General features: G+C 60.6%; 16 protein-coding genes. 5 read left to right on the top strand and 11 right to left on the bottom strand.

Annotation, left to right across the window (positions count from 1 at the left end):
- Window positions 1-6: 6 nt before the first annotated feature.
- The 3 genes from KW849_RS03110 to KW849_RS03100 all read right to left on the bottom strand — a co-directional run bounded on the left by KW849_RS03110 (window position 7) and on the right by KW849_RS03100 (window position 2,723).
- Entirely contained in the window at window positions 7-843 is an 837-nt protein-coding gene (locus tag KW849_RS03110; RefSeq protein ID WP_218427542.1) for an ABC transporter substrate-binding protein, read from the bottom strand.
- 200 nt (window positions 844-1,043) lie between these two features.
- Window positions 1,044-1,973, bottom strand: a complete 930-nt coding sequence (locus tag KW849_RS03105) for an electron transfer flavoprotein subunit alpha/FixB family protein (RefSeq protein ID WP_218427539.1) — start codon at window positions 1,971-1,973, stop codon at window positions 1,044-1,046.
- Window positions 1,974-2,723: an electron transfer flavoprotein subunit beta/FixA family protein gene (locus tag KW849_RS03100; RefSeq protein ID WP_218427536.1), complete on the bottom strand. Its 750-nt coding sequence runs from the start codon at window positions 2,721-2,723 to the stop codon at window positions 1,974-1,976. It lies immediately after the preceding gene.
- Between the two features lie 548 nt (window positions 2,724-3,271).
- Between KW849_RS03100 and KW849_RS03095 the strand changes: the two genes are divergently transcribed.
- A complete protein-coding gene (locus tag KW849_RS03095) occupies window positions 3,272-4,936 on the top strand; it encodes an electron transfer flavoprotein-ubiquinone oxidoreductase (RefSeq protein WP_218427534.1) in 1,665 nt (554 codons plus the stop codon).
- Between the two features lie 99 nt (window positions 4,937-5,035).
- Here the strand turns inward: KW849_RS03095 and KW849_RS03090 are convergent, their stop codons facing one another.
- Window positions 5,036-5,926, bottom strand: coding sequence for an AraC family transcriptional regulator (locus KW849_RS03090; RefSeq protein WP_218427532.1), 891 nt, complete (start codon window positions 5,924-5,926; stop codon window positions 5,036-5,038).
- 179 nt (window positions 5,927-6,105) lie between these two features.
- On the opposite strand from KW849_RS03090, the gene KW849_RS03085 reads away from it, so the two are divergent.
- The gene (locus KW849_RS03085; RefSeq protein ID WP_218427529.1) at window positions 6,106-7,158 is read left to right on the top strand and encodes an NAD(P)-dependent alcohol dehydrogenase; all 1,053 of its coding nucleotides are present in this window, start codon (window positions 6,106-6,108) and stop codon (window positions 7,156-7,158) included.
- Here the strand turns inward: KW849_RS03085 and KW849_RS03080 are convergent.
- The 6 genes from KW849_RS03080 to KW849_RS03055 form a co-directional block, all read right to left on the bottom strand.
- Complete coding sequence (locus KW849_RS03080) at window positions 7,155-7,958, bottom strand: IclR family transcriptional regulator (RefSeq protein WP_116263302.1); 804 nt, start codon at window positions 7,956-7,958, stop codon at window positions 7,155-7,157. The two genes, KW849_RS03085 and KW849_RS03080, sit on opposite strands and share 4 nt — an antisense overlap.
- Window positions 7,959-8,018: 60 nt before the next feature.
- The gene (locus KW849_RS03075) at window positions 8,019-9,329 is read right to left on the bottom strand and encodes an MFS transporter (RefSeq protein ID WP_218427526.1); all 1,311 of its coding nucleotides are present in this window, start codon (window positions 9,327-9,329) and stop codon (window positions 8,019-8,021) included.
- Between the two features lie 170 nt (window positions 9,330-9,499).
- Window positions 9,500-10,648 (bottom strand): galactonate dehydratase, encoded by a 1,149-nt coding sequence (gene dgoD, locus KW849_RS03070; protein WP_085715455.1) that lies wholly within the window; start codon window positions 10,646-10,648, stop codon window positions 9,500-9,502.
- A gap of 47 nt (window positions 10,649-10,695) precedes the next feature.
- Entirely contained in the window at window positions 10,696-11,316 is a 621-nt protein-coding gene (locus KW849_RS03065; protein ID WP_218427524.1) for a 2-dehydro-3-deoxy-6-phosphogalactonate aldolase, read from the bottom strand.
- Between the two features lie 19 nt (window positions 11,317-11,335).
- Entirely contained in the window at window positions 11,336-12,328 is a 993-nt protein-coding gene (locus KW849_RS03060) for a 2-dehydro-3-deoxygalactonokinase (RefSeq protein ID WP_218427522.1), read from the bottom strand.
- 213 nt (window positions 12,329-12,541) lie between these two features.
- Window positions 12,542-13,024 carry a GNAT family N-acetyltransferase gene (locus KW849_RS03055; RefSeq protein ID WP_057400335.1) on the bottom strand — a complete coding sequence of 161 codons (483 nt, stop codon included), beginning with the start codon at window positions 13,022-13,024 and terminating at the stop codon, window positions 12,542-12,544.
- A 341-nt stretch (window positions 13,025-13,365) separates the two neighbouring features.
- Here KW849_RS03055 and KW849_RS03050 point away from each other — a divergent pair, with 341 nt between their 5' ends.
- The 3 genes from KW849_RS03050 to KW849_RS03040 all read left to right on the top strand — a co-directional run bounded on the left by KW849_RS03050 (window position 13,366) and on the right by KW849_RS03040 (window position 15,376).
- Window positions 13,366-14,571: an MFS transporter gene (locus KW849_RS03050; RefSeq protein WP_218427519.1), complete on the top strand. Its 1,206-nt coding sequence runs from the start codon at window positions 13,366-13,368 to the stop codon at window positions 14,569-14,571.
- Between the two features lie 81 nt (window positions 14,572-14,652).
- On the top strand, window positions 14,653-14,976 hold the full coding sequence (locus KW849_RS03045) for a hypothetical protein (protein ID WP_218427516.1): 324 nt from the start codon (window positions 14,653-14,655) through the stop codon (window positions 14,974-14,976).
- Window positions 14,977-14,995: 19 nt separating this feature from the next.
- Window positions 14,996-15,376: a Rho termination factor N-terminal domain-containing protein gene (locus KW849_RS03040; RefSeq protein ID WP_218427514.1), complete on the top strand. Its 381-nt coding sequence runs from the start codon at window positions 14,996-14,998 to the stop codon at window positions 15,374-15,376.
- Between the two features lie 139 nt (window positions 15,377-15,515).
- Here KW849_RS03040 and araH read toward each other — a convergent pair whose 3' ends face one another.
- Complete coding sequence (gene araH, locus KW849_RS03035) at window positions 15,516-16,484, bottom strand: L-arabinose ABC transporter permease AraH (RefSeq protein WP_218427512.1); 969 nt, start codon at window positions 16,482-16,484, stop codon at window positions 15,516-15,518.
- Window positions 16,485-16,491: the final 7 nt, after the last annotated feature.

Raw genomic sequence — 16,491 nt, 5'->3', positions numbered from 1 at the left:
AAATCCTTACTGTTTTGGGGCACTGACGGGTTGTTGCAAGGGTTGCTGCGGTTGTGAGCGTTGTGCCTTCCAACGCTCGATATTGCGCATCAGCACGGCTTCCGTCAGTCCGGACGCGGGCAATTCTGTCATCTTTTTGGCCAACTGTCCGCGCAACCACGGATCGTTGCAGGCCGAGTCATGGGAAATCGCCAGGTACAGGCCAGGCTTGTCGACCGGTTGCGAGCGAGTGACCAAATCACCGGCCATGCCCAGTGTCTGTGCGGTCGCCATACCCGAGTAACGTCCTGCCAGCACAAACTCGACCTCGCCCAACAGCAGTTTCTGAAAGGCCTGGGTCAGGTTGGACGTGCGCGTGAGGGTTAATTGCTGTCCGGCAAAGGTGCTGAATTGCGAAGTCAATCGAGCCTTTTCCGACACGGCACCGCTATGGCCGTGCAGATCTTGTGCTTCGTTATAGATCAGCGTCGAGTCCTTGCGGGTCCAGACCAGATAGTCGTTTTCCAGCACAGGTGGATGGATGTAATCCAGGGATTCCAGCTCACTGACGGTCAACGTCGCGTCCGCCAGCATGTCCATGCGCCCGCTGCGCACTTCGTCCAGGGCCTGGGCGCGTTTGCCGGCATACAGCAGTTCGACCTTGAGCCCCAACTCCCCCGCCACTTGCTGCAGCAAATCGGCACTGGCACCGATCAGGCGTTCGGGATTCTGCGGGTCTTGCCACAGGTACGGTGGCGCGTCCGGGCTGCCGGTGACCACCAGGCGTTCGCATTTGCCTGCGGCGACAGACAGCGCCGGCAATAGCGTCAATCCCAGCAAGCTCCACACACAGCGCAGATCCATGGTTTCACACTCCACTCATACCCGGTTATGCCCCCCTGTAGGAGCGAGCTTGCTCGCGATGGTTTCAAATGCACCGCTTGTATCCAGGATCCCCGCGTCATCGTTGACGTTCATCGCGAGCAGGCTCGCTCCTACAGGGGACAAAGCCCAAAAAAAAGCCCGACCAAAAGGCCGGGCTCTTTATAAGTGAAGCAGCCGGATTAGACCAGCTTCTCGAACTCAGGGATGGCTTCGAACAAGTCCGCCACCAGGCCGTAATCGGCCACCTGGAAGATCGGCGCTTCTTCGTCCTTGTTGATCGCAACGATCACTTTGGAGTCTTTCATGCCAGCCAGGTGCTGGATCGCGCCGGAGATACCGACGGCGATGTACAGCTGTGGAGCAACGATCTTGCCGGTCTGACCGACCTGCATGTCGTTGGGAACAAAACCTGCGTCGACCGCGGCGCGCGAAGCACCAACGGCAGCGCCCAGCTTGTCGGCCAGGGCGTACAGGTGTTTGAAGTTGTCACCGTTCTGCATGCCGCGCCCGCCGGAAACGACGATCTTGGCAGCGGTCAGTTCCGGACGATCGGACTTGGCCAGTTCTTCGCCAACGAAGCTGGAGATGCCAGCGTCGTGGGCAGCGCCAACAGCTTCAACGGCAGCGGAGCCACCTTCAGCTGCAACCGGGTCGAAACCGGTGGCACGCACGGTGATCACCTTGACCGCAGCGTTCGATTGAACGGTAGCGATGGCGTTACCGGCGTAGATCGGACGCTTGAAGGTGTCGGCGCTTTCTACCGAGATGATCTCGGAGATCTGGTCAACGTCCAGGGCAGCGGCAACGCGCGGCAGGATGTTTTTGCCGTTGGAAGTAGCGGCAGCCAGGATGTGGCTGTAACCCTTGCCTAGCTCAGCTACCAGCGGAGCGACGTTTTCCGGCAGCTGGTGAGCGTAGGCAGCGTTGTCAGCTACCAATACTTTGCTCACGCCAGCGACTTTCGCAGCGGCTTCAGCCACGGCGCCAGCGCCCTGACCTGCAACCAGAACGTGGATGTCGCCACCGATTTTGGCAGCGGCAGCCACGGTGTTCAGCGTGGCCGGGGCCAGCACTTTGTTGTCGTGTTCAGCAATAACCAAGATAGTCATTTAGATTACCTTCGCTTCGTTTTTCAGTTTCTCGACCAGTTCAGCCACCGACTTGACCTTGATACCCGCGCTGCGTGCAGCAGGCGCTTCGACTTTCAGGGTCTTGTTAGTGGAGGCGGTGGAAACGCCCAAAGCGTCCGGAGTCAGCACTTCGAGAGGCTTCTTCTTGGCTTTCATGATGTTTGGCAGAGACGCATAACGCGGCTCGTTCAAACGCAGGTCGGTGGTGACGATGGCCGGCAGTTTCAGGGAAACCGTCTGCGCGCCGCCGTCGATTTCGCGGGTCACGGCAACGGTATCGCCGCTGACTTCGACTTTCGAAGCGAACGTGCCCTGACCGTAGCCGCTCAATGCAGCGAGCATCTGGCCAGTCTGGTTGTTGTCGCTGTCGATGGCCTGTTTGCCAAGGATCACCAGCGATGGCTGTTCCTTGTCGACAACGGCCTTGAGCAGCTTGGCAACGGCCAGGGAGGTCAGCTCTTCAGCGGACTCAACCAGGATGGCGCGGTCGGCACCCAGAGCCAGCGCGGTGCGCAGTTGCTCTTGAGCGGTGGACGGGCCTACGGAGACGACGACGATTTCAGTCGCAACACCCTTCTCTTTCAGGCGTACGGCTTCTTCCACGGCGATTTCGCAGAACGGGTTCATCGACATCTTGACGTTGGCAAGATCGACGCCGGAATTGTCCGCCTTGACGCGAACCTTGACGTTGTAATCCACAACGCGTTTGACAGCTACAAGAACCTTCATGGATTCCTCGTTACTCTCCGGTGAAAAGAAAGTCGCCTAGGCGAACCTGGCGGTTGATGCTCATCGGGCGCAAGGGCACCTCCAAAAACGCCGGCAAAGCTGTCAAGTGACCATCGCTCATGATCTGGATGACCGTCCGTCAGTGGTGACTGACGAGTCATTCAACATCGCGGCGTGTAAACTGCGCATCAACCCCGCGCAGCGCATCACTCTCTACTGCCATCGCCCTGTCTTTAGAGGTGCTCTTGAAACCAACAGTCAGCCTACGGCGAGCGCAAAACCGCCCGTATCTTGACCGGAACGCCTATTCCGGTCAATACGCCAAAATGGCCGTTCATAAGGCGCGTGACTTTGATTTCTCTGGCTTTGAGCCAATTCAAACAAACGTTTGTATTGGACGCTGAGAGTGGTGTAGATATAATGCGCCACCCAAAGAGAAAGGTGGTCAATCGATTGTCCGCTCTCGGCGTTGCGCCGGGATTCATGGATGCGACACTGAACCTCCATATTAGAAAAAAAACTGTTGAGCCTTGAGTAGGAGATAACCTGTGGAACGCGAATACATGGAATTCGACGTTGTCATCGTCGGTGCCGGCCCCGCGGGTCTTTCCGCCGCCTGCCGCTTGAAGCAGAAGGCCGCCGAAGCCGGTAAGGAAATCAGCGTCTGCGTGGTCGAAAAAGGCTCCGAAGTCGGTGCTCACATTCTGTCCGGTGCCGTGTTCGAACCACGGGCCCTGAACGAACTGTTCCCGAACTGGAAAGAACTCGGTGCGCCGCTGAACACCCCCGTCACCCGCGACGACATCTTCGTGCTCAAGAACGCCGAAAGCGCGCAGAAAGTTCCTGACTTCTTTGTGCCCAAGACCATGCACAACGAAGGCAACTACATCATCTCCCTGGGCAACCTGTGCCGCTGGCTGGCCCAGCAGGCCGAGAACCTGGGCGTGGAAATCTACCCGGGCTTCGCTGCTCAGGAAGCGCTGATCGACGAGAACGGCGTGGTGCGCGGGATCATCACCGGCGACCTGGGCGTCGACCGCGAAGGTAACCCGAAGGAAGGCCTGTACACCCCGGGCATGGAACTGCGTGGCAAGTACACGCTGTTCGCCGAAGGCTGCCGCGGCCACATCGGCAAGCAACTGATCCAGCGCTTCAACCTGGACACTGACGCGGATGCCCAGCACTACGGCATCGGCCTGAAAGAAATCTGGGAAGTCGACCCGGCCAAGCACCAGCCTGGCCTGGTGGTGCACACCGCCGGTTGGCCGATGGACATCATGGGCACCGAGAACACCGGTGGCTCGTTCCTCTATCACCTGGAAAACAACCAGGTCGTGGTTGGCCTGATCGTCGACCTGTCCTACAGCAACACCTACCTGTCGCCGTTCGACGAGTTCCAGCGCCTCAAGCATCACCCGGTGCTCAAGCAGTACCTGGAAGGCGGCAAGCGCATCAGCTACGGCGCCCGCGCAATCAGCAAGGGCGGCCTGAACTCGCTGCCGAAAATGGTGTTCAAGGGCGGTGCGCTGATCGGTTGCGACCTCGGCACCCTGAACTTCGCCAAGATCAAAGGCAGCCACACCGCGATGAAATCCGGCATGCTCGCCGCTGAATCGGTGGCTGACGCGCTGTTCGCCGAGAAGGACGGCAGCGAAGAACTGACCACCTACGTCGACGCCTTCAAGAAGAGCTGGCTCTACGAAGAACTGTTCGCCAGTCGCAACTTCGGCCCGGCGATCCACAAGTTCGGCGCCATCGTCGGCGGTGGTTTCAACTGGCTCGACCAGAACATCTTCGGCGGCAAACTGCCGTTCACCCTGCACGATACCAAGCCGGATTACGCTTGTCTGAAGCTGGCGGCCGACTGCAAGAAGATCGACTACCCGAAACCGGACGGCAAGATCAGCTTCGACAAACTCAGCTCGGTGTTCATCTCCGGTACCAACCATGAAGAAGAGCAACCGTGCCACCTGAAGCTAGCCGATCCGAGCATCCCGATCAGCAAGAACCTGCCGCTGTACGATGAGCCTGCCCAGCGTTACTGCCCGGCTGGCGTGTACGAAGTGATCACCAAGGAAGACGGCGAGAAGCGCTTCCAGATCAACGCCCAGAACTGCGTTCACTGCAAGACCTGCGACATCAAGGACCCTGCACAGAACATCACCTGGGTGACGCCGGAAGGCGCTGGCGGCCCGACTTACCCGAACATGTAAGCCGAACCGCGAACATCAAGGCTCCCGACATGGGGGCCTTTTTGTTGCCTGCGATTGTAGGAGCGAGCTTGCTCGCTCCTACAGTAGGGGTGCTAAACCTCAAGCCGCGCGCTCGTCGCCAGGATTACGCTCGAAGTAGCGCTTGTACTCGCGACTGAACTGCGACGTGCTCTGATACCCCACCCGGTGCGCCACCTGCGCCACGCCCAGCCCCTCGCCCAGCAACAACTGCTGCGCCCTGAGCAGACGCAGTCGCTTCAGATACTGCACCGGCGACAACAAGGTGCTGCGCTTGAAATGCTCGTGAAAGGTCGACGCACTCATGTTCGCGCAACTGGCCAGGGTCTCGACGTTCAGCGGTTCGGCGAAATGCGCATGCAGATGACTGAGGGATGCCGCAATCCGGGCGAACTGCCCCTGCTGTTCAACCAGCGCCCGCAACACATCGGCTTGCGGACCGCGCAATGCGACGAACAGCAACTCGCGCAAACGCGCTTGCCCCATGATCTGGCACTCCAGCGGGTCGTGCAGGCAACGCAACAGTCGCTCGACACAACCGCGCATCGCATCATCGAGCACTGCCGAAGTCATGGACTCAGGTGTTTGCGCCGGAATATGCCGCCCCGGCGCCAAGCCCATTGCCAATACCAGCTCGCCCAGCATCACCCGGTCGATCGCGACAGACACGCCCAGCATTGGCCCGTCCGGCGCGGCAAAGGTTTCACACTCGAAGGGCACCGGCAGCGCTTGAATCAGATAGTGCCCTGCCCCGTACTCAAGGGTTCGCGGCCCCAGGTACGCCAGTTTGCTGCCCTGGGCGATGATCACCAGGCTCGGCTCGTAGATCTGCGGTCCACGGGCCACATCGCAACTGGCCCGCAGAACCTGCACGCCCGGCAATGCAGTCGGGACGAAACCGTTGCGAGTGGACAGCGGCTCGATCAGCGAAACCAGGCTGGCATTGGCATCAAGATGACGGGTCAACTGCATGAAAAAAACTTCGAAAAAAAGGGATGAAAGCATCATCGCAGGTCTGATCGCCAATGGAATCGCTCAAGGAGCGATGCCGGAGGAATAGGCATGACACCCGGAGGAATCGCCATGGCCGCTACCGGGTTCGACGCCCAGAATGCGCCACCTCACCCGTCAGCGCTTTTGCGAGGTTCACCATGTACACCGCCATTGGATACGCCGCCCAGTCGGCCACCACTCCCCTCGCCCCTGTGAAATTCGAACGCCGCAGCCCACGGGCCGACGACGTTGCCATCGAGATTCTCTACTGCGGCGTCTGCCATTCAGACATCCATCAGGCCCGCAACGAGTGGGGCATTGCCGTTTACCCGCTGATGCCTGGTCACGAAATCGTAGGCAAAGTGACCGCCGTCGGTGCGAATGTCACCCAACACAAAGTCGGCGATCTGGTCGGTGTCGGCTGCATGGTCGATTCATGCCGCCATTGCGAAGCTTGCCAGGCCAACCTGGAGCAATATTGCCTCGAAGGCCCGACCATGACCTACGCAACCCCGGACCGCGTGGATGGCAGCAACACCATGGGCGGCTACTCGGACAGCATCGTGGTCAGCGAGCACTTTGTGGTACGCATCCCCGAGAAACTGAACCTGGCCAGTGCCGCACCGATTCTTTGCGCCGGTATCACCACTTATTCGCCACTCAAGCACTACGGCGTGAAAGCCGGTGACAAGGTCGGGATTCTGGGCATGGGCGGCCTCGGCCACATGGGCATCAAGTTCGCCAAGGCGATGGGCGCCGAAGTGACGCTGTTCACCCGTTCGGCAAGCAAGGCCGAAGAGGCTCGCCGCCAGGGCGCGGACCATGTGATCGTGTCCACCGATGACGCGCAGATGCAGGCCGCCGCCGGGCATTTCGACTTCCTGCTCGACACCATTCCGGTACAGCACGACCTCAACCCCTACCTCGACACCCTGCGTTTCGACGGCGTGCATATTCTGGTGGGGTTGATCGAACCCGTAGAGCCGCCAGTGCATGCGGCCAAACTGGTCCTGGGCCGCCGGGTATTGGCCGGCTCGCTGATCGGCGGCATCGCCGAAACCCAGGAAGTGCTGGATTTCTGCGCCGAGCACAACATCACCTGCGACATCGAGATGCTCGACATCCGCCAGATCAACGAGGCTTACGCCCGTATGATCGCCGGTGACGTGAAGTACCGCTTCGTCATCGATATGGCGACCTTGAAAATCTAAACCTTTAAGCCAAGCTCCGCCGACAGCCGGGCCGTGACCCCTTTGATCAGGGGAATCAGCTCGGCCATTTTTTCCAGTGGCATATAGGGTACGGTGCTAGCGATGCTGATGCCGGCGACGATGCGTTTGCTGGCATCGCGCACTGGCGCCGCCACGCAACGGATCGACGGTTCGTTGTCTTCCAGGTCGAAGGCGTAGCCGCCGGCCACGTACTCGACCATGCGCTGCTCGAACTGCTCCCAGGATTGCTCCGGGTGCTGTGGCCAGAATTGATTTTTCCCACCCACCGGCAGACTGACTTCGTACAGGCGCTGCCACTCTTGCGGTGAATCATCGAGCATCAGTGCCTTGCCGATCCCGGTGCGCGCCAACGGCATGCGATGGCCGACCCGCGAACGCATTTCCGGGCCATTGCGCCCCGGATTCTTGTGCAGGTACAGCACTTCGTCACCTTCACGAATCGCCAGGTGAATGGTGTCGCCGGTCAATGCCGACAACTCGTCCAGATACGGCCCGGCCAGGGTCACCAAGGGCAGCTCTTCACGGGCCTGAAAGCCCAACTCGATCAGTTTCGGCCCCAGCAGATAACCGACTTGCGGCACCACCCGCAGATAACGCTCGTCCACCAGGCAACTGGCCAGGCGATGGGTGGTGCTGCGCGTGGTGCCGATCAGCCGGGCGATTTCCTTGAGATCGCGGGCGCCACTGGCCACGGCCTGGACCACACCCAGACCGCGAAGCAGGGTCTGGGTGCCGGTCGGCGCGGCGTCCTTGGCGATTTTTGGGGCGTCTTCCTGCATATCCAGCCTTTACCGTTGAGCGAGTGAACGGGCGGCATTATGGTCGCCCGCGTGCCACGACTACAACTTGATACGCTCGACCTTGCCCACCAGCAGGATGTAGGACAGTGCACCAATCAGTGCCAGCACCGAGATGTAGGTGATCGCCGGGGCAAAAGAATCTCCCGTCGCGAGGAAACCGATCACGATTGGCGTGGCGATCGCCGACAGGTTACCGATGAAGTTGAACACCCCGCCGGTCAGCCCGAGCAGGCGCGCCGGGGCGAGCGTCGATACCAGCGACCAGGTGATCGAAGCCAGGCCATTGCCGAAGAATGCCAGCGCAAGGAAGGCAATCACCAACGGCGTCGACTCGACGAAGTTGGCGCCGATGATCGAGGTGGAAATCAGCAGTCCGCTGATGATCGGCAACTTGCGGGCGAAACCTACCGTGCAGCCGCGACGGATCAAAAAGTCCGAGAAGAAACCGGAACACAGCACACCGATGAACGCGGCGAGAAACGGCAGCGACGCCAACAGGCCGGACTTGATGAAGTCCATGCCGCGGTATTTCACCAGGTAGGTCGGGAACCAGGTCAGGAAAAACCACAGCGTCGAATTGAGGCAGAACTGCCCAAGGTAGATACCCCAGAGTTTGCGCTTGGACAGGACAATGCCCAGGTCAGTCCAGCTGAATTTGGCTTTGACTTTGGCCTGTTCGGCCTGGATATCCACCAACCCGCCGCCCTCGCGGATCAAATCGATTTCCGCGTCATTGGCACCTTTGAAATCCCGCGGCTCGCGATACACCGCGTACCAGATCACCGCCCACACAATGCCCACCGCGCCGGTGGCGACAAACACCATGTGCCAGCCGAATTCGTGCTGAAGCCACGCCAGTACCGGCGTCAGGAAGGCCAGGCCGACGAATTGCCCGGAGGTGTAAAAACCAATCGCAGTGGCACGCTCGCGCTCGGGAAACCAGGTGGTGACCACGCGGCTGTTGATCGGATACGCCGGCGCTTCCAGCGCACCGACTGCCATACGCAACACGAACAGTGCAATGAAGCTGGCGGCGAAGCCGAGCATCACCGTGGCCACCGACCACAGCAGCAAGGCAACGCTGTACAGAATCCGTGGCGGCACACGATCCACCAGCCAGCCGCCAGGGATTTGCATGGCAGCGTAGGTCCAGCCGAACGCGGAGAAGATCAGGCCGACGTGGATCGGGTCGATGCCCAGGTCACTGGTCAATGCCGGGGCGGCAATCGACAGGTTACTGCGGTCCAGGTAGTTGATCACCACGGTGATGAACAACAGCACCATGATGAAAAAACGCTTGCGGCTGGGCGTCACCAACGACGCCTGCCCGGTGAGGGTTTGCGGTTGCATGGGGAGTGCCTCTTCTTATGTTTATTGAGGTCGTTCTAAAGATTGGCGCTGAACCCTGTAGGAGCTGGTTTGCCAGCGAAGGCGGTGTGTCATTCAGCATTGATGTCGACTGACACACCTTCGCGAGCAGGCTCGCTCCTACAGGGGATTTGCGGTGGGTCAGGGAGCACTCACCACTCGGCAAAGCTGCCATCGGCATGGCGCCAGATCGGGTTGCGCCAGCGGTGGCCGATGGCCGCGCGTTCGATCACGTATTCCTCGTTGATCTCGATGCCCAGGCCCGGGCCGTTCGGGATCTTCACGAAGCCTTGGTCGTAGTCGAACACCCGTGGGTCTTTGACGTAGTCGAGCAGGTCGTTGCTCTCGTTGTAATGGATGCCCAGGCTCTGCTCCTGGATGAATGCGTTGTAGCAAGCCGCATCCAGTTGCAGGCAAGCCGCCAGGGCAATCGGGCCCAGCGGGCAATGCAGCGCCAGCGCGACGTCATAGGCTTCGGCCATGTTGGCGATCTTGCGGGTTTCGGTGATGCCACCGGCGTGGGACGCATCCGGCTGGATGATATCGACGTAGCCTTCGCTGAGCACGCGCTTGAAATCCCAGCGCGAGAACAGCCGCTCACCCAAAGCGATCGGCGTGCTGGTCAGCGGCGCGAGCTCTTTGAGCGCCTCGTAGTTTTCGCTGAGCACCGGTTCTTCGATGAACATCAGCTTGTACGGATCGAGTTCCTTCATCAGCACCTTGGCCATGGGCTTGTGCACCCGGCCATGGAAGTCCACGCCGATGCCGACGTTCGGGCCAACGGCATCGCGCACGGCAGCGACATTGGCCAGGGCCTGGTCGACCTTGTCGAAGGTGTCGAGGAATTGCAGTTCTTCGGTACCGTTCATTTTCACCGCGGTGAAACCACGCTCGACCGCTTCTTTCGCCGCCCGTGCGGTATCTGCCGGACGGTCGCCGCCGATCCACGAATACACACGAATCCTGTCCCGCACCTGACCGCCCAACAGGTCGCTGACCGACACGCCCAGCGCCTTGCCCTTGATGTCCCACAAGGCCTGGTCGATACCGGCCAGGGCGCTCATGTGGATCGCGCCGCCACGGTAGAAGCCGCCGCGATAGAGCACGGTCCAGATGTCTTCGATGTTGCGCGGGTCTTTGCCGATCAGGTAGTCGGACAATTCTTCAACGGCAGCGGCAACGGTGTGGGCGCGGCCTTCGACCACGGGCTCGCCCCAACCGGTGACGCCCTCGTCGGTTTCGACCTTGAGGAAGCACCAGCGCGGCGGAACGATGAAGGTGGTCAGTTTGGTGATTTTCATCTATTTGTCTCTCTTGTTAGATGCAGCGCTCGCAGCGCCCAAAAGTCTTAGCGAAGGGCCTTCCACGCAGCGACATAGGCCTTGGCATTGGCCGCCACTTGTTCCGCCGTCATGCCCGGTTTGAACAGCCCGGAGCCAAGGCCGAAGCCTTTGACGCCAGCGTCGATAAACACCTGCATGTTGTCCGGCGTGATGCCGCCGACCGGTGCCAGAATCGTTCCCGCCGGCAGCACTGCCAGCCAGGCTTTGACGACCGCCGGCCCCATCTGCTCGGCCGGGAACATCTTCAGCACATCCGCGCCTTCAGCCAGTGCCGCGAAGGCTTCGGTCGGCGTAGCGACACCCGGCGACAGGTAAAGTCCCGCCGCTTTCGCCGCGCGCAAGACCTTCGGATCGCTATGGGGCATGACGATCACCTGGCCGCCCGCGGCCTTCACTTGCTCGACCTGCTCCGGTGTCAACACCGTGCCGGCACCGATCAGGCAATCGGCGGGCAAGATGCTGCGCAGGATGCGGATACTTTCGTACGGCTCAGGGGAATTGAGCGGCACTTCGATGACGCGAAATCCGGCGGCGTACAGGACTTCGCCGATGGCGGCCGCTTCCTGCGGGCGCAGGCCGCGCAGGATCGCGATCAGTCCGTTTTGCGCCAAGGCTTGTTTGAGCATGTCAGGTCTCCAGTCAGGTTTAACGGGATGCGGTGCGCGTGACCAGGCCGGCAGCCAGCGCCAGTTGCCACAATCCGCGTTCGGTGGCCTGTTCGGCCAGGGTCACCCGGGCAAAACCGCAGGCGTCGAGCGCACGGCTGTAGCGGGCACAGAGTTGGGTGTTGCCGATGAGGATGATCGAAGGCAGGTGCACGCTGTTGCGTCGGCGCCGCTGGACGCTGGCCAGGGCCGCCAACTCATGGCCGATCAGCAGGCCGGACAGGTAGTCCGCCTGGGCGGTGGCGCTCAATTCGCCGGTCAGCCCGAGACTGCGGGCGCTGAACATCGTCGACAGCGGACCGGTTTCACCGTCCGCCGACAACGCGACCTGCACGCCACGATCAAACGCATCGCCATCGAAGGATCCGCCACGCTGATGGGTGCGTCCGAGAATGCTGTGCTCGCTGAGCACGGCGAACACTTCGCCGGTCATGAACGTATCGAAATGCACGATGCAGCCGTCGGCCACTTCCACCCATTTCGAATGGCTGCCCGGCAGGCCGATCAGCAGATCAGCGCCCGCCTCGCTCGCCAGGTTTTGCAGCACACCGAGCACCTGGGTTTCTTCGCCGCGCATCACGTTCGGCAGACGCGAACGCTCGATGACGCCGGGCACGATGTACACATCGATGCCGCGCAGGCTGCGCACAGTTTGCAAGGAAGTACCGAGAGTGGCGACGTTTGCCGGCGTGTCGCGGTAGGCCGCTTCGCGCCAGCCCTGGGCGCTGCCGACCATGCCGCAGGCAATCACCGGCAAATCCTGCTGGGCGTCGAGCCAGTCGCCGCAGGCCTCGTCGAACGCCAGTTCAAAGCCATCGGCGCATTCCCGACCGCCAATGATTCGCGGCGCTTTCGGTAGCTGCATGATCCCCGACGACAGCGAACGCTGTTCGAGGACCAAGCCACCTTCAGCCAGTTTGTAAGCACGTAATGAGGTTGTCCCCCAGTCGAGCGCGATCAATTGCGCCTGCATCGCTTCACCTGTTTTGGTTTTTGGCAGTGAGTGAGCGGGACTATAAACCTGCGCCGGGATAAATCTCAATATATAAATATCGATCCCATATTATGAGACATGACAAAAAAAGATCGCAGCCTTCGGCAGCTCCCACACGGGATCGTCCGCCGCGGTTTGGCGGTGTACATCGATCCGTAGGAGCTGCCGAAGGCTGCGATCTTTTAAGAGGTTTCAGTTACCCGCTGCGAAATCCCGCAACACCGCTCCATCCATCCGATAGCGAACCCACTCCTCCTGCGGCTGCGCCCCCAGGGATTTGTAGAATTCGATGGCCGGGGTATTCCACTCCAGCACGCTCCACTCGAAACGGCCGCAGTCGTTGGCGCAGGCGATTTTCGCCAGATGCCGCAGCAGGGTCTTGCCCGCGCCTCCGCCGCGCTGTTGCGGGGTGATGTAGAGGTCTTCGAGGTACAGGCAATTGCTGCCAAGCCAGGTGGAATAGCTGAAGAAGAACACCGCGAAACCGATGGGTGCACCGTCGCGCAGGCAGATCAGGCCATGGGCGGTGGCGCCTTCGCTGAACAGGCTGCGCTCGATGTCGGCAACACTGGCGATGACCTCATGGCGGGCACGTTCGTAGTCGGCCAGTTCAGTGATGAACGCGAGGATTTGCGGTGCGTCACTGGGGGTCGCCGGGCGGATTTCGATCGTCATGGACGTGCCTTGTCAAAAGTGGAAAACGCCATACTAAGTCGGCGCGGTACTTGTGGCGAGGGGGCTTGCCTGTGGCGAGGGGGCTTGCCCCCGTTGGCCTGCGAAGCAGGCCCTTCCTCAGCGATTGCGTTACACCAGAAAGACTCCAGTGTTTTTATTGGGGTTGCTGCGCAACCCAACGAGGGTAAACCCCCTCGCCACAAAAGCGGGATCGCCACAACAGTGCAAATGCGTTACTCCGGCCAACACTAACCCTGGCATCGATAACCTCGGACCTAACATTCGGGCACTGCGTGATTAGATAGCCGCGCTGCTCATTTATCCGGCCAAGGAACCACGTCATGCCTACCGCAACACCTCCTGTCTCAAGCAAGTTGTTCGGCCTGTTTTGCCTCGCCAGTTACCTGTTGTCGCTGTCCTACGGTTCGACGTTTTTGCTGTCGTTGTTGATTGGTTCTCGCGGTGGCAACGAACACGACGCCGGCAGTGTGATTTCGGCGGCGATGCTCAGCACCTTTGCGGCGGTGATTGTTTCCGGTCATTTGTCCGACTTGCTCGGTGCCGCCCGATCGGTGGCGCTGTTCGGTGTGTTGCTGGTAGCGGCCAGCCTGGGCTTCGCCCTGACCCCGGGCTTCGGTCACCTGCTGTTGTTTTTCGGGCTGTTGCTGGGCCTGGGCTGGGGCGTGTTCTACACCCTCGGTCCGATCATCGTCGCAAGCCTGGTGACACCCGCACAGCGTGCGAAATACTTCGCCCTGCTGTCGGGCAGCATGATGACCGGGATCGGCAGCGGCCCGTTGCTCGGCCGCGCGGCGAGTGCGCTCGGTTATCCGGTGACCGCCGCGTTTTACCTGGCGGCGCTGGCCAGCCTGATCGGTGTACTGCTGTTCTGGCAACTGGACCGGCAATTGAAACAGGCTCCCATGCGATCGACCAGCGTGTCGCGGATTTCCTGGCGTGCAGCGGCTCAGGTGCTGTCGTCCAGGGCCGTTTTCCCGATCATCATGGTCGGTCTCGGCGGCTGCGTTTTCGGTGGTCTGTCGAGCTTTCAAACCAGTTATGCGGCGGCGCACTCGCTCGACTACTCGTTGTTCTTCCTCGGTTTCATGAGCGCGGCGATCAGCGGCCGCATGCTGGTTGCCGGCTTCGTGGTCAAGCGCGATCCATTGCGTGCATCGTGCCTGCTTTCGGGGTTGATGCTGACGTCGATCGTGATGTTCGGTTTTGTCGTCGACAGCAGCTTCAGCTACCTGCTCGCGGCGGTGATGCTCGGGATCGGTTACGGCCTGACCTACTCGGTGATCAACGGCCTGGCCGCCAATGAAGCGCCGAACGGCAGCACCGCGCAATCCTTGTTGTTGTTCAGCCTGTCGTACTTCATCGGCGTGTTCGGCTTTCCATTGCTGGCCGGGAAAATCATCGTCGAACAAGGCATGCCCACGCTGTTGCTCACGGTGTTGGCGGTTGCCTCGCTCAACTGGCTGATCACCTTGGGCCGTTTGATCTGGCGTAGAGCCACAGCGGTCAGGGCATTGGAACAGGCCTGAGCCGTTCGTCGCTGACAATGCACCCATCCGGATCGAGGGCGGACTAATCAGGTAAGGACTCTACCCGTTGGAGACAACACCATGATCCTGTCCAGGTTGACCGCCCTCGCCCTCGCCGCCCTGCTGTCTTCTGCCGCGTTCGCCGGGACCATCGGCTCGAGCACCGGCCCGACCAACCCGGTGGAAAAGCCCAGGGCACCGGCGATCCAGAGTGCTCCTGGCATGAACACCGATGGGACGACGATCGACCACAACCTCCCGCCTGCCACCGGCACCGACCCGCGAACCCAGGGCAAAGACATGGGCCGTCAGGGCGGGAAGAACCTGCCGGACAAAAAAACACCCGGCAGTGGCGGCCTCGGTTCAAGCACCACCGAGGACGAGGAAAGCAACATGAGCCAGTAATCAAGCCAGGAGAAATCCCATGCCTCGTGGAAGCAAAACCAAATACACGGCCGAGCAAAAACGCAAGGCGCAACACATCGAAGACAGTTACGAAAGCAAAGGCCTTTCAAAGGACGAAGCCGAAGCCCGCGCCTGGGCGACAGTGAACAAACAGTCCGGCGGCGGCGAACGGGCCGGTGGGTCGGGGCGCAAGAAACCGGCCAGGGCAAAGTCGGCAGATCGCAAGGAGTCGGCGCGTCGAGCGGTGGCCACTCGTAAGGGGCACTCACGCGATAGCGCTGTATCCAGAGAGGCCCAGACGGTCGATAGCTTGAGGAAGGAAGCCCGGGCCAAGGGTATTCCCGGGCGGTCCTCGATGCGCAAAAAAGAGCTGATCGAGGCGTTGCGCAAGGCGGGTTAAGGCCAACTGTTTTGTGTTGAAGCTGATGGCCTCTTCGTCGGATCGCCGCCCGGAGCAAGCCCGCTCCCACAGGGGACCGCGTTCGTCTGAACAATCCGGTCAACTGTGGGAGATCATCTGTACCTTAATACTTCGGTGGTCAGCGCTGTTTCAGGCGGTCAATCACGACGGCCAACAGCAGAATCGAACCCCGAATCACATACTGATAAAACGTATCGATGTTCTTCAGGTTCATCGCATTCTCGATGATCGCCAGAATCAGTACCCCGGCTATCACGTGCCGGATCATGCCGATCCCGCCACTCAGCGAAACCCCGCCCAACACACAGGCCGAGATCACCGTCAGCTCGAAACCCTGGCCGATCATCGGTTGGCCGGAGGTCATGCGCGACGCCAGGATTACCCCGGCCAACGCACCGATCACGCCATGCACGGCAAAGATGATGATCTTGGTCCGGTCGACATTCACACCGGCCAGCAATGCCGCTTCCTGATTGCCGCCGATGGCCATGGTGTTGCGCCCGTAGGTGGTGTAGTTCAGCAGCCAGCCGAAGAACAGGAAACAGACGATGGTGATCAGGATCGGTACCGGTACACCGAACAGCTGGCCGTTGCCGAAGACGAAGAACGATTCCTGGGACACCCCCACCGCTTTGCCGTTGGCGAAGATGTAGGCCAGGCCACGCACGATCTGCATGGTCGCCAGCGTGGTGATCAGCGCGTTGACTCGCAGCTTGGCAATCACGATGCCGTTGATCAGCCCGACGATCAGGCCCATCACCAGCGCCGCACAGACTCCGAGAAACACGCTGTCGGTGTCGCGCATCACCACCGCCGCGACTACTCCGGCGCAGGCAATCACCGAGCCCACCGACAAGTCGAAATGCCCGGACGCCAGGCAATACAACATGGTGCACGCCGCGATCCCGGTGGTGGAAATCGCCAGGCCCAGGCCGCGCATATTCAGCGGTGACAGGAAGTTGTCGATCAGCAAGGTGCAGGCGACAAAGATGCCGACCGCCGCCAGCAGCATTACCCAGTCATCGAGAAAACGCCGCATATCCAGGGGTTTGCGCGTGGTCGGCAGGGTGTTGTTTTGGGTTGTCATCATAGTC

Source organism: Pseudomonas sp. PDM26 (assembly GCF_019219185.1).
In the GTDB taxonomy this organism is placed as follows: domain Bacteria; phylum Pseudomonadota; class Gammaproteobacteria; order Pseudomonadales; family Pseudomonadaceae; genus Aquipseudomonas.
The sequence above is the reverse complement of the archived record's forward strand: the minus strand, read 5'-3'. Positions and strand labels throughout refer to the sequence as shown.

Coding starts and splice junctions, on each gene's coding strand:
- KW849_RS03110 (WP_218427542.1), bottom strand. CDS start 843: ATGGATCTGCGCTGTGTGTGGAGCTTGCTGGGATTGACGCTATTGCCG.
- KW849_RS03045 (WP_218427516.1), top strand. CDS start 14,653: ATGATCCTGTCCAGGTTGACCGCCCTCGCCCTCGCCGCCCTGCTGTCT.
- dgoD (WP_085715455.1), bottom strand. CDS start 10,648: ATGAAAATCACCAAACTGACCACCTTCATCGTTCCGCCGCGCTGGTGC.
- KW849_RS03055 (WP_057400335.1), bottom strand. CDS start 13,024: ATGACGATCGAAATCCGCCCGGCGACCCCCAGTGACGCACCGCAAATC.
- KW849_RS03075 (WP_218427526.1), bottom strand. CDS start 9,329: ATGCAACCGCAAACCCTCACCGGGCAGGCGTCGTTGGTGACGCCCAGC.
- KW849_RS03080 (WP_116263302.1), bottom strand. CDS start 7,958: ATGCAGGAAGACGCCCCAAAAATCGCCAAGGACGCCGCGCCGACCGGC.
- KW849_RS03065 (WP_218427524.1), bottom strand. CDS start 11,316: ATGCTCAAACAAGCCTTGGCGCAAAACGGACTGATCGCGATCCTGCGC.
- KW849_RS03085 (WP_218427529.1), top strand. CDS start 6,106: ATGTACACCGCCATTGGATACGCCGCCCAGTCGGCCACCACTCCCCTC.
- KW849_RS03040 (WP_218427514.1), top strand. CDS start 14,996: ATGCCTCGTGGAAGCAAAACCAAATACACGGCCGAGCAAAAACGCAAG.
- araH (WP_218427512.1), bottom strand. CDS start 16,484: ATGACAACCCAAAACAACACCCTGCCGACCACGCGCAAACCCCTGGAT.
- KW849_RS03050 (WP_218427519.1), top strand. CDS start 13,366: ATGCCTACCGCAACACCTCCTGTCTCAAGCAAGTTGTTCGGCCTGTTT.
- KW849_RS03100 (WP_218427536.1), bottom strand. CDS start 2,723: ATGAAGGTTCTTGTAGCTGTCAAACGCGTTGTGGATTACAACGTCAAG.
- KW849_RS03090 (WP_218427532.1), bottom strand. CDS start 5,926: ATGCAGTTGACCCGTCATCTTGATGCCAATGCCAGCCTGGTTTCGCTG.
- KW849_RS03105 (WP_218427539.1), bottom strand. CDS start 1,973: ATGACTATCTTGGTTATTGCTGAACACGACAACAAAGTGCTGGCCCCG.
- KW849_RS03060 (WP_218427522.1), bottom strand. CDS start 12,328: ATGCAGGCGCAATTGATCGCGCTCGACTGGGGGACAACCTCATTACGT.